13 protein-coding genes, 1 tRNA gene and 1 pseudogene are annotated in these 15,753 nt (G+C 61.6%); 5 read left to right on the top strand and 10 right to left on the bottom strand.

Going from position 1 to position 15,753, the window contains the following annotated elements; translation table 11 throughout:
• Positions 1 to 24 precede the first annotated feature (24 nt).
• The 6 genes and pseudogenes from ACIU1A_RS06200 to ACIU1A_RS06175 all read right to left on the bottom strand — a co-directional run.
• Positions 25 to 1,014 (bottom strand): annotated as a pseudogene (locus tag ACIU1A_RS06200) (glycosyltransferase); the annotation flags it as partial.
• 143 nt (positions 1,015 to 1,157) lie between these two features.
• Positions 1,158 to 1,853 carry a bifunctional 2-polyprenyl-6-hydroxyphenol methylase/3-demethylubiquinol 3-O-methyltransferase UbiG gene (locus ACIU1A_RS06195; protein WP_181168414.1) on the bottom strand — a complete coding sequence of 232 codons (696 nt, stop codon included), beginning with the start codon at positions 1,851 to 1,853 and terminating at the stop codon, positions 1,158 to 1,160.
• A 103-nt stretch (positions 1,854 to 1,956) separates the two neighbouring features.
• Complete coding sequence (locus ACIU1A_RS06190) at positions 1,957 to 2,982, bottom strand: NAD-dependent epimerase (protein WP_140514855.1); 1,026 nt, start codon at positions 2,980 to 2,982, stop codon at positions 1,957 to 1,959.
• Entirely contained in the window at positions 2,982 to 4,256 is a 1,275-nt protein-coding gene (locus ACIU1A_RS06185; RefSeq protein WP_224617653.1) for a nucleotide sugar dehydrogenase, read from the bottom strand. The genes ACIU1A_RS06190 and ACIU1A_RS06185 overlap by 1 nt, the downstream gene beginning before the upstream one ends.
• 41 nt (positions 4,257 to 4,297) lie before the next feature.
• A complete protein-coding gene (locus ACIU1A_RS06180) occupies positions 4,298 to 5,575 on the bottom strand; it encodes a sugar transferase (RefSeq protein ID WP_181168415.1) in 1,278 nt (425 codons plus the stop codon).
• A 398-nt stretch (positions 5,576 to 5,973) separates the two neighbouring features.
• Entirely contained in the window at positions 5,974 to 6,564 is a 591-nt protein-coding gene (locus tag ACIU1A_RS06175; RefSeq protein WP_140580800.1) for a biotin transporter BioY, read from the bottom strand.
• A 117-nt stretch (positions 6,565 to 6,681) separates the two neighbouring features.
• On the opposite strand from ACIU1A_RS06175, the gene ACIU1A_RS06170 reads away from it, so the two are divergent.
• Positions 6,682 to 7,590: an MBL fold metallo-hydrolase gene (locus ACIU1A_RS06170; protein WP_404926870.1), complete on the top strand. Its 909-nt coding sequence runs from the start codon at positions 6,682 to 6,684 to the stop codon at positions 7,588 to 7,590.
• Positions 7,591 to 7,600: 10 nt separating this feature from the next.
• Here ACIU1A_RS06170 and ACIU1A_RS06165 read toward each other — a convergent pair whose 3' ends face one another.
• Positions 7,601 to 8,386: a DUF1499 domain-containing protein gene (locus ACIU1A_RS06165; RefSeq protein ID WP_404926869.1), complete on the bottom strand. Its 786-nt coding sequence runs from the start codon at positions 8,384 to 8,386 to the stop codon at positions 7,601 to 7,603.
• Between the two features lie 175 nt (positions 8,387 to 8,561).
• Complete coding sequence (locus tag ACIU1A_RS06160; protein ID WP_404926868.1) at positions 8,562 to 10,190, bottom strand: fatty-acid--CoA ligase; 1,629 nt, start codon at positions 10,188 to 10,190, stop codon at positions 8,562 to 8,564.
• Between the two features lie 305 nt (positions 10,191 to 10,495).
• Here ACIU1A_RS06160 and ACIU1A_RS06155 point away from each other — a divergent pair, with 305 nt between their 5' ends.
• Both ACIU1A_RS06155 and ACIU1A_RS06150 read left to right on the top strand, forming a co-directional pair.
• A complete protein-coding gene (locus ACIU1A_RS06155; RefSeq protein ID WP_140514848.1) occupies positions 10,496 to 10,852 on the top strand; it encodes a hypothetical protein in 357 nt (118 codons plus the stop codon).
• Between the two features lie 140 nt (positions 10,853 to 10,992).
• Positions 10,993 to 11,382: a DUF427 domain-containing protein gene (locus ACIU1A_RS06150; protein ID WP_404926867.1), complete on the top strand. Its 390-nt coding sequence runs from the start codon at positions 10,993 to 10,995 to the stop codon at positions 11,380 to 11,382.
• A 38-nt stretch (positions 11,383 to 11,420) separates the two neighbouring features.
• On the opposite strand, the gene ACIU1A_RS06145 is transcribed toward ACIU1A_RS06150, so the two are convergent.
• Together ACIU1A_RS06145 and ppdK are read right to left on the bottom strand one after the other, a co-directional pair.
• Complete coding sequence (locus ACIU1A_RS06145) at positions 11,421 to 12,161, bottom strand: polysaccharide deacetylase family protein (RefSeq protein ID WP_140878879.1); 741 nt, start codon at positions 12,159 to 12,161, stop codon at positions 11,421 to 11,423.
• Between the two features lie 145 nt (positions 12,162 to 12,306).
• The gene (ppdK, locus tag ACIU1A_RS06140) at positions 12,307 to 14,985 is read right to left on the bottom strand and encodes a pyruvate, phosphate dikinase (protein WP_404926866.1); all 2,679 of its coding nucleotides are present in this window, start codon (positions 14,983 to 14,985) and stop codon (positions 12,307 to 12,309) included.
• 212 nt (positions 14,986 to 15,197) lie between these two features.
• On the opposite strand from ppdK, the gene ACIU1A_RS06135 reads away from it, so the two are divergent.
• Entirely contained in the window at positions 15,198 to 15,542 is a 345-nt protein-coding gene (locus ACIU1A_RS06135) for a VOC family protein (protein ID WP_404926865.1), read from the top strand.
• Between the two features lie 133 nt (positions 15,543 to 15,675).
• Positions 15,676 to 15,751 (top strand) — tRNA-Gln (locus ACIU1A_RS06130).
• Positions 15,752 to 15,753 lie beyond the last annotated feature (2 nt).

Raw genomic sequence — 15,753 nt, 5'->3', positions numbered from 1 at the left:
ACCCTGGGCATCTCCGACCGCGGCGAGACGCCCCCACTTGCCGTCCTCCAGAATCTCGGCCGGACCGCTTTCGCAGTTGGTGCTCACCACGTTGGTCCCGCAAGCCATTGCTTCGATGATCGTGTTTGGAAATCCCTCCCTGCGGGAGGATTGAAGAAACAACGCTGCCCGCCGCATCCACGGATACGGATTCTTCGAAAAGCCGACCAGAGCGACCGAAGAATTCAGCTCGAGTTCGTCGATCAGGGTTTGAAGCGATCCCCGCAGCGGTCCTTCCCCGACAATGGCCAATTTGACGGCCCTCTTCGTCGCAATCCGCGCGAAGCTGCTTATGAGCGTGGCATGGTCTTTTGCGAAATCAAGCCGCCCAACGGCCACCAGCAAGATCCTGCCATCCTCGACCGCGAAGGGGTGATCGAGCGGTTCATCCGCCTGCTCTTCAACATGTTTGATGTCCAGCGGATTGTAGATCGTTTTGACGGAACTCCGGTGGACCCCGATGCTCTGGATCAGGTCTTCCGCGACGCCATGCGATACAGTGATGATCGTGTCGGCACGACCATAGGTCAGCCGCATGAGGAATGGCAGGAACTTCTCACGAACCAGCTTCGTATCAGCGACGGTCCTGGAAAGATTGCTCCTTTCCGATATCACGATCGGTGTCCGGCGCAGCGAGAGCATGGACGAGACGATGCCAACGATATTTGCATGGGGTAACGCCGTCAGCATCACTCGCGGCTGCTCCCGCCTCAAATACCGGATCAAAGCCAATACGGAAAACAGCAACCGCGAGGCTCGGAGGTCCTGTATCCTTATCGTCTTCGGAACCAAAGCGAGATACTCGCCCGTCGCACACCCAAGCACCAGATCGATCGGCAAGCCGCGCCGGCCAAATTCACTGGCCAGGGTGAGCATTGCCCGCTCGGTGCCGCCAGCACGAAGAGAGGGAATGAAGATAGCAATCCGAGCGTCTGGGCTGCCTGGTGATCTCTTGTCTTGGCGCGTGCACGTCACTCGGTTCGCCACCTTTCCTGGCCGGTCACGGCGAAAGCTTTTTGCTTGCGCCTGACCGTGCGCGATGAGCGATGCTCCACCCGGATACCGGGGAGACAGCCGTCGCACTCGGGTCCACGAAAGCGGAGAATATCTTCGGGTGATCAATGTCTTCGCCGAAAGACATAGGCGTAGGTTTCAGCCGCATCCTTCCCGATGAGAAGAGCCGAGAGACCTAGCCAGAGGCGCCAGACAAGGAAGGCCGGCACGAAAGCGTAGAAGTATGAACTCCTCCAGAACAGATGACGCTGGACGAGTTCCAGGCCATTTTGCGCTGCGATCCTTTCCACCTCGCTCGGCAGGCATCTGTCATAGAAGGCTGGGAAGCCGTCGTGCCCCCTGCCCTTGTCCGGATAGACCGCAAACAGCAGGCGACGCTTGATCGCCTCGGGCAAGACCCGATTGAGCCTGGCGAAAACGGCGTTGCGTGAAGGCGAGAAAATGGCGACCGTGCCGCCCGGCCTTACGCAGCTGGCAATGCCGCGAAATGCGCCTTCGCCGTCGCGGACGTGCTCCAGAGTGGCCTGGCATATGACCAGATCGGCATCTCCCTTCCCCCTGAACGAAGTAAGGTCCGCCTCGATCCGCTCGTCATAGATCTCGCCCGGAGCTTTCGACAGTTCCTTGGCATCGCGGTCCACCCCAACGACAACCAGCCCCAGACGACGCTTCTCGGCTAGGCTTACAAGCGGCCTTGCTCCTCCGCCCAGATCATAGACCAGTGCGTTAGGTGTAAAGAGCACCGGTGCGATTTCCGCAGCAAAGGCGTGGTTGCCATCCACGCGCAGCCGTAGCGGCAAGGCTCGGTCCAGACACTCTGAGACCGCCACGTTCGTGCGAACAAAACCCCGCAGCAAAGACGCTATCCCGTCATCGATTTCGTGGACAAGACGTGACCTCCCCCTACCTCCGCTCAAAATAGGCCTGGTACCATTCGACGAACCGCCCGACGCCCTCCGTCACGGACGTGCCGGGACGATAGCCGACCGCCGCCTGCAGCGCCGAAGTATCGGCGAAAGTGTCAGGCACGTCGCCGGCCTGCAGCGGCAAGAGCTCCACGATGGCCTTGCGGCCAAGCGCGTTTTCAAGCGCCTCGACATAGGCGGTCAGCTTCACCGGGTTGTTGTTGCCGATGTTGAAAATGCGCCAAGGCGCGCTGCTCGTCGCAGGATCCGGATGACCGGAATCCCAGGCGGGGTTAGCCGCGGCGGGGCTGTCGCTGGTGCGGATCACGCCTTCGGCGATGTCTTCGACGTAGGTGAAGTCGCGTGTGTGGTTGCCGTTGTTGAACAGCTTGATCGGCTCGCCGGCCAGGATGTTCCTGGTGAACAGGAACAGCGCCATGTCGGGACGCCCCCAAGGGCCGTACACTGTGAAGAAACGCAAGCCCGTGGTCGGCAGCCCGAATAGGTGGCTGTAGCTGTGCGCCATCAGCTCGTTGGCGCGCTTGGTTGCGGCGTAGAACTGCAGCGGATGGTCGGCCGGGCGATGCTCGGAAAACGGCATGTCGGTATTGGCGCCATAGACGCTCGACGTGCTGGCATAGGTCAGGTGGCCGACACGGCTGTTGCGGCAGGCCTCCAGCATGTTGGCGTAGGCGATAATGTTGCTCTCGACATAGGCGTGCGGGTTTTCAAGGCTGTAGCGGACGCCGGCCTGGGCGGCGAGATGGATCACCCTGTCGAAGGCGTGATCGGCAAAGCAGCCGTCCACCACGTTTCGCTCTGCGAGATTACCGTGGATGAAATGGTAGCCCGCATTGGTGTTGCGGCTTGCTTCGGCCAGAAGCCGCAGCCGCGCCTGCTTGATCTGCGGATCATAGTAGTCGTTGATGCTGTCTATGCCGACGACCTCGTCGCCGCGTTCGAGCAGCCGCCTGGCGACGTGATAGCCTATGAAGCCGGCAGCGCCGGTGACCAGAACCTTCATCAGAACCGCCCGTCCGTAACATCCCTGGGGAACAGACCCTTGATGTCGTAGACGACGCTAGGGTCCTTGCAAAGCGCCCGAAGACCGGCAACGCCCAGGGTGTGAAACTGCCCGTGCCCCACGGCGACGACAACGCCATCGTAACGCGCGGCGGGCATCTCTTTAACGCTCGTTACGCCAAAGGCGCGCGCGCATTCCTGCGCATCAACCCAAGGATCCCAGATATCGATGCCGGCATTGTACTGCCTCAGCTGCGCGACAATGTCGGCGACCTTGGAGTTTCTCAGGTCCGGACAGTTTTCCTTGAAGGCCGCGCCCATGACCAGAATCCGGCTGCCAACGACAGGTATGCCCTTGCGCATCATAAGGCGGGCCGTCTGGTCCGCTGCATGCCGGCCCATGCCGTCGTTGATGCGGCGACCGGCAAGAATCACCTCGGGATGATAGCCGAGTTCTTGAGCCTTGTGGGTCAGATAATAGGGATCGACGCCTATGCAGTGGCCGCCGACGAGACCAGGGCTGAAGCGCAGGAAATTCCATTTGGTGCCGGCCGCTTCCAGCACCTCCGACGTGTCGATGCCCAGTTTGCCGAAGATCAGCGACAATTCGTTCATCAAGGCGATATTGAGATCGCGTTGCGTGTTCTCGATGACCTTGGCTGCCTCGGCGACCGCGATGCTCGAGGCACGGTGCGTGCCGGCGGGAACGATCGAGGCATAGAGCGCGTCGATAGCGTCCGCCACCTCCGGCGTGGAGCCGCTGGTGACCTTGACGATCGTCTGCAGCCGGTGCTCGCGGTCGCCGGGGTTGATGCGCTCAGGACTGTAGCCCAGGAAGAAGTCTTCGTTGTAGCGCAGACCGGAATGTTTCTCGATCAGCGGCGCACACACCTCTTGCGTACAGCCGGGATAGACGGTCGATTCAAAGATTACCACCGCACCGGGGGAGATCACCTCGCCGACCGTGGCGGACGCCATGACAAGGGGCTTCAGGTCCGGCCGGTTGGCCCTGTCGATCGGAGTGGGGACAGTGACGATGAAAACTCCGCAATCCCGCAGATCGGCCTTGTCGCTGGTGAACCGCAGCCGCGTGGCGGCGTCGATTTCATCTCTGCTGGCCTCAAGCGTGTGATCCTCGCCACGCCTCAGCGCATCCACGCGCGATTGGCTGATGTCGAAGCCGACGACGTCCCTGATCGCTCCGAGGGCCACCGCCAGCGGCAAACCCACATAGCCAAGCCCGATGACAGCTATTTTCCTGGAGCCGAGGTCCATTTGCTTCCTGTCCGGCAAGCCTTAATCAGCCACGGCCTCCGCTATCGCGCACCATGGCCGGTAATCATCGTCTTGATGGTTCTGAGGGTGATGAGAACATCAAGCCAAGGCGAGAAGTTCTTTATGTAGTAAAAATCGTAGTGTAATTTCTCCATCACATCGTCGACCGCCGCAACATGCCCCTGGTTTACTTGCGCCCACCCGCTCACACCTGGCCTGACGATGTGCCGGTAGCGATAGAACGGCAATTCCGCCTCATACCAGTGCGACAGGACGACAGCCTCGGGCCGTGGCCCGATCCAGCTCATTTCGCCGCGCAGGATGTTGATTGCCTGCGGCAGCTCGTCGATCCTGAACTTGCGTAAAAAACGCCCTATCCGGGTGATGCGATCGTCGTCACGTTTCGTGATCGCCTTGTCCTTGTCGCTGCCAATGCCGGCTTGCTGCCTCATCGAACGAAACTTGTAGACCGTGTAGATCCGGCCCCTGTAGCCAATGCGGGGCTGGCGAAACAGCACCGGGCCCTCCGAGTCCAGCCGGATCAGCAGCGCGATCAACACCACGAAAGGTGAAAGAGCCACGACCATGACAAGCGCGGAGATCCAGTCGATTGCCTGCTTGATCTTGAGATAGGCCTGGTTCGGATTGAGCGAGCCGAGCGTGTTTTCCGACAGGTGTTCGATCTCGACGCGGCCGGTCAGCGATTCGCTGACCTGCTTGACGTGGTAGACCGGCGTGCCCGAAAGGGCCCGGTCCGCGATGTATCGTTCCCATTCGGCGTCAAGGTCGGCCCGCAGATCGACAACCACGCCATTCGCCCGTTCGATGACGGTGCCAGGCGAAGTGATCCAGAACCAATGCACTCCCGGCAGTGTCCTTAGGCGCTCTACGTTCCCGCCGGGAATGACGACCAGCCGGTACGGTTCGAGATGCCGCGTTATGATGCTCAGGCCAAAATACCAGAGCGTGGACTGGGTGAAGCTGGCAGCCGCCTGAAACCGGCTGTACTCGAAACGAAAAAAGAAAATAGTCAGGAAAACAAGCCCGTAGGACAGCACAAATGTCGGCAGGATGTAGCTGGCAGCGGCCACGCCGGGGAAATTCCCGATACGCCGATAGGCAAGGAAGCCTGCTACATGCGCAATGACCGCGGCAGCGACGGTTACCTGGAGATTGGCGACGTAGACCGCATCGGGTTTGAAGGCAATCCGGATGAGGGCCGGCGCGACGATCGCGAACGTCAGTCCGCCAATAAGTTGAAAGCGAATTTTGAACAGGAAGTGCCGGCTTCCGACAAGAGTTGATGTTGCGACATTCAACTTCTTCCCCCCTCGAAGCTGCCATGTCGGCGATTGCCATTGCAATAATGCGCTTGGCTTGGCCGTTCATTCGCAAAGCGGAATCGGGCCTCTCGCTACTGGCTGTTCGACTCAGTCGAAGATCAAGAGCTACGACACTGTAACGATACCAGCAAGTATCTATTTACACTGTAGCAATCGGCAGGATTTTTTATCAATCGCGTCGCTGAATGCGGTTCAAAAGCTATCGCTAATAAATTGGCTTACTGCCCGCCATCGAGAATGTCTGGACGCATGAAGGTAAATGGATGTTCGTATCTCTGGTGACTGGCTGGCTGCTTGGCCAAGACCTCCCAGTCACATCCGTCCGACCTGGATGAACCAGGTTCTTCCCCGGAATGCCTCAGTGGATCGCTAGTTCAGTTGCGCTTCAGCAGCGACCAGAGGGCAGGCACCAGGCTGGCAGCAAGAGCAACCTTGATCAGATCACCGACGATGAACGGCACGACGCCGAACTGCCAGGATTTTTCCGGACCGATGAGCATCGCCAGCCAGGCAAAGCCCATGGCCATCATGACGAACTCGGCAACCAGCATCGCGTTGAAAAGCTTGATCGGATGGCGATCCCAGCCGCGATCGGCGGCCCAGCCGGCGATCGCCGCCATGACCACGAAGCCGGCGAGATAGCCGCCGGTCGAGCCGAGCATGTAGGCAATGCCAATTCCCTTTTCCGGCGTGCTCTGGAAGACCGGGAAGCCCATCGCGCCCTCGGCCATATAGAGCAGCAGGGTGGCGACGCCGAGCCGCAGGCCGAAAGCGGCCCCGATCAGCAGGACGGCGAGCGTCTGCATCGAAATATCGACTGGCCCCAGAACCACCTTGGTCTTGGCCGACAGGGTCAGGAGCAATGTCCCGGCTATCGCCAGGAAAAACTGCGTTGCCAGCCGCGCCGCGCCATCTTGCGGCAGAGCCAGAGAAACAAGCGGACGCATCGTCGTTGCAGTTGCCATGGTCTTCCCCATCCGAGTGCCGCCATCCGATGATCGCGGTCTTGCGTTTTCCTATATTGGCTTGCGTGCTATGCGGCAATCGGTTTTGCCATTCCCGCAACAGGCATCGACACCGTCATGGCCCTCGAATTCGATACCAGCTTCGATCCCTGCTACGGCGGGGGCGTCAGCGTCGCGCCCGACGTGCAGCGCATCACGGCCCGAAATCCAAGTCCCTTCACCTTTCACGGCACCAACAGCTACATCGTCGGACGCGATACGCTGGCAGTGATCGATCCGGGGCCGGATGACGAAGCTCACCTTCGCACCTTGCTCGACGTCATCGCCGGCAGGCCGGTCAGCCACATCTTCGTCAGCCACACGCATCGCGACCATTCCCCGCTGGCGGCACGGCTGAAGCAGGAGACCGGAGCCCAGGTGATGGCGGAAGGGCCGCACCGGCCGGCAAGGCCATTGCATATTGGCGAGATCAACGCGCTCGATGCCAGCGCCGATACCGCTTTCGTTCCCGATCTCGCGCTGCCGGACGGCGCGCTGGTCGCCGGCGACGGCTGGGCAATCCGCACGGTCCTGACCCCCGGCCATACCGCCAACCACGCGGCATTCGCGCTGGAGGGCACCGGCATCCTGTTTTCGGCCGACCACGTCATGGCGTGGGCGACCTCCATCGTCGCGCCGCCGGACGGGGCGATGGCGGACTACATGGCCTCGCTGGACCGGCTGATTGAACGCGGCGACCGCCTGCTGCTGCCCGGCCACGGCGGGCCGGTGACGGCACCGCGAGGCTTCATGCGCGGATTGAAGACCCATCGCAAAATGCGCGAACGGGCCATATTGGAGCGGATCCGCGCGGGCGACCGCACGATCGCAGACATGGTCAAGGCGATCTACAGGGATACCGACCCGCGGCTGCATGGCGCCGCCGGGTTGTCGGTGCTTGCCCATCTGGAGGATCTGGTGGCGCGCGGGCTGGTCGCGACAGAGGCCGCGCCGGCCATAGACGGCATTTTTACGCCGGCCGCTTAGGCTCGAGTATCTAGTCGGCCGGAGCCGCGCCGACCTGGCCGGCGACTTCCTGATCCAACTCCGCCAGAAAGTCGGTGATGCGCGCAGCGTTGTCGCCGAGGTCGTAGCGGCCGTAGCGCGAAGCCGACCGCATGTCGACGAGAACCGTGTCCCCGTCGTCCGTGATGCGAATTGCCACGTCTGCGGGGAGGCCCAATACGAAGCTCCTGGCGACAGCGGTAATCGTCACGTCGCTCTGCCCGGCGAGCTCGGGATAAGGTCCGGTAAGATCCCAATTGCGGCGGTCGAGTACGGTTTCAACGGCAGTGACGACGGTCTCGAACGGCAGGTCGTAGCTGCGCGCGGTGACAAGCGGATAGCTGTCGGTCTGCAACCGCTGCTCGCCGGGCGTCGGCGGCGAGAGCACGTTCATGTCCTTCGTGCGACCGGTGACGTCGAGTGCCGGCGGTTCGTCGAAATCGGTCGAAATATCCCTGAGCGGCGGAAAGATTGTCGCCCAATAGGCGGCGATGCCATAGGGGGTCAGCACCAGCACTGCCAGCAAGACGCCGACCGTGATGTCGCGGCCGCCATAGTCGCCAAAATTCCACACCCTCGAGAAGGCAAATCCGGCGAACAGCAGCGCCAGCGCCGCCAACAACGCGACGATAGCCAACACCCACAGGAACACCGGCGTTTCAACGAGGTTGAAATAATGGCCGACGAACACGGTCAGCAAAAGCACCGCCGAAAAAGCAGCGGTGCGCCGCGACCATCCGGCAGCCTTCGACGTTTGCCGTTCCGAAATGCTGACCATGTTTCTCTGCGTCATCCCAAGCCGAAGAAGACTTAGCGCATGGCCACCAAAATCGGAATCGATTTTCGAGGAGGATCGTGCGCCAGTTGGAAATGCTATCGTGCGCTGCCGGAAAGGTGCACGGCGCTGCACTGTCCTTTTACGACCGCATCAGGCCGAGACACGCAATATCGCGTCAATCCGTCGGCAAGCGGTAGTCCCTGAATTGCTGGCGCAAGGTGATCTTCTGGATCTTGCCGGTGGCGGTGTGCGGAATTTCGCCGACGAAAGCGACGTCGTCGGGCATCCACCATTTGGCCACCTTACCGTCGAGAAAACCAAGGATATCGGTTTTGGTCGGTTCCTTCCCCGGCTTGCGGACAACCACCAGCAAAGGCCGCTCGCCCCATTTCGAATGAGGGACGCCAATGGCGGCTGCCTCGGCGACATCGGGATGGCCGACGGCCAGATTCTCCAGGTCGATGGTCGAAATCCATTCGCCGCCGGACTTGATGACGTCCTTGGCGCGATCGGTGATCTGCATATAGCCGCCAGCGTCGATGTGGGCGACATCCCCGGTATCGAACCAGCCGTCCTCGTCGAACTGCTCCGAGCCGGCGCCGCCGTAGTAGGCGCTGGCCACCGCGGGGCCGCGCACCTTCAGCCGCCCGAATGTCTTGCCGTCCCAAGGCAGCGCGTTGCCGTCGTCGTCCGTCACCTTCATCTCGACGCCGAAGGGCGGGTAACCCTGCTTGCCCTGGACATCGAGCCGGGCGTCACCCTGAAGGCTTTCATAGTCCGGCTTCAGCGTACACAGTGTGCCGAGCGGCGACATTTCGGTCATGCCCCAGGCGTGGACGACTTGGACATCGTAATTGTCCTGGAATTTCTTGGTGATGATGCGTGGGCATGACGAGCCGCCGATGACGACCTTGTTGAGGTAGGGCAGCTTCCTGCCGGTCTCCTCCAGATATTGCAGCAGCATCATCCACACGGTCGGCACGGCGGCACTGAAGGTTACTTTCTCGGTGTCGAGCAATTCATAGATGGAGGCGCCGTCCATCTTACAGCCCGGCATGACAAGCTTGGCGCCGATCATCGGTGCGCTCTGGCCAAGGCCCCAGGCATTGGCGTGGAACATCGGAACCACCGGCAGGATCGTGTCGCGCGAAGACAGGCCCATCGCGTCGGGCATGGCGGCGATCATGGCGTGCAGGACATTCGAGCGGTGACTGTAGACGACGCCCTTTGGATCGCCAGTGGTTCCAGACGTATAGCACATGCCGGCGGCGGTGCCTTCGTCGAAGCTCTTCCAGGCGAAATCGCCATCGGCCTCGTCGAGCCATTCCTCGTAGGCGACGACGTTGGGCAGCATGCTCTGCGGCAGATGCGCCCTGTCGGTCAGCACGATCACCTGTTTCAGGGACTTGACCGCGCCGGCGATCTTCTCGAGCAAAGGGAGGAAAGTCAGGTCGACAAAGACCGCCTTGTCTTCGGCATGGTTCATGATCCAGACGATCTGCTCGGGAAACAGCCGCGGGTTGAGCGTATGATAGATCGCGCCGATGCCCATGATGCCATACCAGGCCTCGATGTGGCGCGCCGTGTTCCAGGCCAGCGTCGCAATGCGGTCGCCCAGCCGATAGCCGTCACGCTCCAGGCGCTGGGAGATCTTCAGGGCGCGACGGTGGATGCTGGCGTAGGTTGTGCGCACGATCGGACCTTCGATCGAGCGCGATACGATCTCTCGCGCGCCATGCTGCCGCTCTGCGTTGTCGATAAGTTTGTGGCAAAGAAGCGGCCATTCCTGCATCAGCCCCAGCATTCGTTCCTCCCTTACGCTCCTCGCTTTTGTTGCCATTGTGAAGCGAACCGGTGGATTGTCCAGCCACCGCCGGGTGGCGAACGAAATCCGAATGCCGGTCGCGCAGGCAAGCGATCGAGTCGTGTCTTTTCTTGGAGGTCCGAATGCCTGGCGCTCATGCCATCGGACCGGCGGCCTTGAATTCATTATATCAGAGAAGACTAAATTACTTGACCGAGAGGAGAATTCGCCACAATCCGGCCATCGTCGGCATTAAATTTCGTTGATGGGCAAAGGGGTGCGATTGGCGACTGAAAGAGGTTCGCATGGACACGCAGCTCGACGATAAGGCACTGGAAAGTACGCTTGCCGAAAGCCTGGGCGATCTGGTGCCGGACACAAAGACTGTTTCCGAAGATGAATTTGTTGAAGTTGTCGGCGGTGCGCTCGAAGCGGTGGGCGGCACGCTGCTGTTCAAGATGTGCGTCCAGAACGAAGGGGAAGGTGAGCACGTCGCCGCGGCATCCGTGGGCGATGGCGGCAGTCGTCAATTCCTGCTGCTAACCTTGCCGACCGGCGGCGGCCACTTGAAAGTCGAGACCGCATCCAGGAGCAGCAATCCCGTGGCCGGTATTGCGGCCGCCTATGCCGGCCTGATGGACGCGTTCAGAACCGCGGCCTGAGCCTCGCCGGACAAGGTTATCGCTATAAATGCCGTCGGCAGCGCCCACGGCTGGAGACCGATTGCGGAATTGCCGGCGACAGTCGCCCTTGCGCAAACCACCTCGTCGACACACTTAAAGTTGAGACGAGGAGAAACAGCATGGACAAGATCGCCAACCCGGCACCCGGCTTCCAGCGCAATCCCGATAAGGTCATCACCATCGAACCGTATAAGGGCACCGTCACCGTGCGTGCAGGCGACACTGTTATCGCCTCATCGACGAACGCCAAGGTGCTGACGGAAGCGCCCTACCCGGCCGCCTTTTACATCCCGTTCGCAGACATCGATTTCAGCAAGCTGAGCGGCACGCAATCCTCGACCCATTGTCCCTATAAGGGCGACGCGAGCTACTGGAGCGTGCTGCCTGCCGGCGAGGCAGGCAAGGATGCGATGTGGGCCTATGAGCAGCCTTTCGACGAAATGGCTGAAATCCGCAACCACGGCGCGTTCTACGCAAGCAAGGTCAGCATCGAAGCCAAGCCAGGCTGAACGGACCAACGAGGAGGCCGGACCTGCCGTCCTGCCGGTCAGTCGGTGGTGCCGTTATTGCCGAAGCCTTCGGCATCGTCGAGCCGCACGAAGGTCAGACCCTTCTGCTTGAGCGCCAGCAGGCCCTGCACGACGCCCTCCCCGGCGGCATGGGTCGGCTGGTTGATATGGGCGATGATGACGTCGCCGTCCTTGGCAGCTCCTATGCGCCTTGTGGTTTCCCTGGCGCCGAGCAGTGACCCGCCATCGCCATTGATCGAGAAGCCGGCGATCTTGAAGCCCAGCTTGCGGATCATGGCGATCGCCGACGGACTATACTCCGCGGTCGCGCCACGAAACCATTTCGGCGCCGGCTCGCCAGTCCCGGCCAAGGCGACGGCGCCCGACTCGACCTCGGCCAGAACCGCTTCCGGACTGCCGGCGCTGCGTATGCCATAGATCTTCTGCGGCGTGTCGACGGCCGGGATGTGATGGCCGCCGTGGTTTTCCAGTTCGAACAGGTCGGGATGCGCCCGCATGATCTCGACGGCGGCGGCGTTCCGCTTCAGCCAGATGCCGGTGACAAAGATGGTCGCAGGTATCCTGTTTTCCACCAGCGCCGAGAGGATGCGGTTGTCGGTCCGTCCGCCGCAGGCATCGAGGGTCAAGGCAACGCGCCCGGCTCCGCCTGTATCGCGCTTGATGTGCAGGATCGGTTCGATCAGGGATGCGGCATGGCCGCTGGACACCACGGCCAAAGACATGACGACAATGCAGAGATTTTTTTGCAGCAGGCGCATCAAATCCAATTCCAATCGGGCGTTTAACGCAGGCATCCCAAGACCCGCATGAAGGCGAAAATCGGGAGCTGGATAGCAGAAAAGCACCAGACGCGACAATCTCACCGTCTTGCGGCAGTTCCTCGTTCCGATCGGCGGCAAGCGCTCAGCCGCGGCCCGCCTTTGCCACCTGAACGGCCGCCTGCGCGGCCGCCAACCTGGCGATCGGCACGCGATAGGGCGAACAGGACACATAGTCCAGTCCGACCTCCTCGCAGAAGCGGATCGAGGCCGGATCGCCGCCATGCTCACCACAAATGCCGAGCTTGATCCCTGGCCGCGTCGCCCTGCCCTTCTCGGCGGCCATGCGCACCAGTTCGCCGACGCCATGGATGTCCAGCGATACGAACGGATCCTGTTCGATGATGCCTTTCTGGCGATAGGTCTCCAGGAACGAGGCCGCGTCGTCGCGCGAGATGCCGAATGTCGTCTGGGTCAGGTCGTTGGTGCCGAAAGAGAAGAACTCGGCCGATTCAGCGATGACATGGGCGCGGATCGCCGCGCGGGGGAGCTCAATCATGGTTCCAGTCAGGTAATCGATCTTGACGCCGCTTTCGTCCATGACGCCCTTGGCCACCGCATCGATGCGCGCCTTGACGTAGTCGAGTTCCTTCACAAGCCCGACCAGCGGCACCATGATCTCGGGTACCACCAGCGCGCCGGCCTTGCGGCCGGCCTCGACGGCGGCCTCGAAAATGGCGCGCGCCTGCATCTCGGCGATCTCGGGATAGGACACCGCAAGCCGGCAGCCGCGATGGCCGAGCATCGGGTTGAATTCGTGCAGCGCCTCGGTGCGCTGCCTGAGCTTGTCCGGCGCAACATTCATCGCCGCCGCGACTTCGGCTATCTCGGCCTCGGTCTTGGGCAGGAATTCGTGCAACGGCGGATCAAGTAGGCGGATGGTCACCGGCAGGCCGGCCATGATCTCGAACAGCTCCAGGAAATCCGCCCGCTGCATCGGCAGTAGCTTGGCAAGCGCGGCGCGCCGGTCCTTTTCGGTGTCGGCCAGGATCATCTCGCGCATGGCGACAATGCGGGCGCCATCGAAGAACATGTGTTCAGTGCGGCACAAGCCGATGCCTTCGGCACCGAAGGAGCGCGCCATGCGCGCGTCGAGCGGGGTTTCGGCGTTGGTGCGCACCTTCATGCGCCGCACCGCGTCCGCCCATTCCATGATCGCGGCGAAATCGCCGGAGAGCTCAGGCTGAAGCATCGCTACTGCGCCCTTGAGCACCTGCCCGTTGCCGCCGTCGATGGTGATGATGTCGCCCTTGCGGAAGGTCTGCCCCATCGACATCAGCGTAGCTGCCTTATAGTCGACGCGCAGCGAACCGGCGCCCGAAACGCACGGCTTGCCCATGCCGCGCGCCACGACCGCGGCATGGCTGGTCATGCCGCCGCGCGTGGTCAGGATGCCCTCCGCCGCATGCATGCCGTGGATGTCCTCGGGACTGGTCTCGACACGCACCAGGATAGCCTTGCGTCCTTGTGTCTTGAGATCCTCGGCGTCCGCGGAGGAAAAAACGATTTCGCCGGTGGCGGCGCCTGGAGACGCCGGCAGGCCGACGCCGATGACGTCGCGCGCGGCCTTCGGATCGATGGTGGGGTGCAGGAGCTGGTCGAGCGAGGCGGGATCGATGCGGGCGACCGCCTCCTCTTTCGAGATCAGGCCGTCCCTGGCCATCTCGACGGCAATCTTCAGCGCCGCCTTGGCGGTGCGCTTGCCGGACCTCGTCTGCAACATCCACAATTTGCCGCGCTCGATGGTGAATTCGAGGTCCTGCATGTCGCGGTAGTGCTTTTCCAGCCTGTCCGAGATGGTGACGAAGGACTGGAAGGCGTCCGGCATCAGTTTCTGCAATGACGGCTTGTCGGAGCCGGCGGCGATACGGGCCGCCTCGGTGATGTTCTGCGGCGTGCGGATACCGGCGACGACGTCCTCACCCTGCGCATTCACCAGGAACTCGCCATAGAGCTGCTTTTCGCCGGTCGACGGATTGCGAGTGAAGGCGACCCCGGTGGCCGAAGTTTCACCCATGTTGCCGAACACCATGGCCTGGACATTGACCGCCGTGCCCCAGCTTTCGGGAATATCGTGCAGGCGCCTGTAAGTGATGGCGCGGTTGTTCATCCAACTCGAGAACACGGCACCGATCGCGCCCCAGAGCTGTTCGTGCGGATCCTGCGGGAACGGCCTTCCGAGCTCCTCTTCGACCTTGGCCTTGTAGAGCGCGATGACGCCTTGCCACTCGATAGCCGTTAGTTCGGTGTCGAGTTCATGGCCGAGGCTGGCCTTCTGGTCCTCGAGGATTTCCTCGAACACTTCGTGGTCGAGCCCCATGACGACATCGGAATACATCTGGATGAAGCGCCGATAGCTGTCATAGGCAAAGCGCGCATCGCCGGAATCGGCCGCCAGCGCCTCGACGGTTTCGTCGTTGAGGCCGAGATTGAGCACGGTGTCCATCATGCCAGGCATCGAGGCGCGGGCGCCGGAGCGCACCGACACAAGCAGCAGTTTCGACGGATCGCCGAAACGGCGGCCGGTGAGCCGGCCGATATGGTCCAGCGCCACGGCGACGTCCGCTTCAAGCCCTGCCGGATAGGCGCGGCCGTTGGCATAGTAGGCGTTGCAGACCTCCGACGTGATGGTGAAGCCCGGCGGCACCGGCAGGCCAAGGCTACACATCTCTGCCAGATTGGCACCCTTGCCGCCCAACAGATTCTTATCGCCAGCCCGGCCTTCGGCCGCACCATCGCCAAAGGTGAAAACCCACTTGGTCATGCTTTGCTCTCCGGTTGCAGGAGATTGGAAAGATTGACGAAACGGAAAGTCCCGTCATAACCCGACTTTGGACGGATATGATGCTGCAATGCGAAAGGCAAGGCGTCGGCAAGTCGTTTGGCTGCTACAATCGATTAAGCAAAGCTGCGGCAAAAGGACTTGCCACCGCAACGACCCGAGACTAGAACATACAGGGAACGAAGAGGTGCCCCATGAAGCTCACCGGAAAACTCGACTACCTGGAACTGCCGGCAACCGGCGCGACGCTGGACAGTGTGAAAGCCTTCTACAGCGCCGCCTTTGCCTGGTCGTTCACCGACTATGGCCCGACCTATTCGGCCTTTAGCGAGGGACTGGACGGCGGTTTCCAGGCCGACAGCGGCGACGCCACCGCCAAGCCGTTGCCGGTGCTCTATTCCCAGGATTTGGAAGAGACGCTGATAGCAGTCGAGAATGCCGGCGGCACGATCCTCAAACCGATCTTTTCGTTTCCGGGCGGCAGGCGGTTCCACTTTGCCGACCCGGCTGGAAACGAGATGGCGGTGTGGGGAGAATAGGCGGCACGACCGGCGCATGAGACGACCGTCGCCAACGGAGTCGTGGATCAGCAGGAAAGTCGCAATCTCCAGGCATTGAGCTTTCCACCGGCACAGCCTATAAGGCCGCGCGCAGTCGACGCATGTCAGCTGCTGGGGCGTCGCCAAGTGGTAAGGCATCGGTTTTTGGTACCGACATTCCCAGGTTCGAGATCCTGGCGCCCCAGCCAAG

The sequence above is a fragment of the Mesorhizobium maamorense genome, from assembly GCF_044998965.1.
GTDB lineage: Bacteria > Pseudomonadota > Alphaproteobacteria > Rhizobiales > Rhizobiaceae > Mesorhizobium.
Note: the sequence above shows the minus strand (reverse complement) of the source record. Positions and strands in the feature narration are given on the sequence as shown.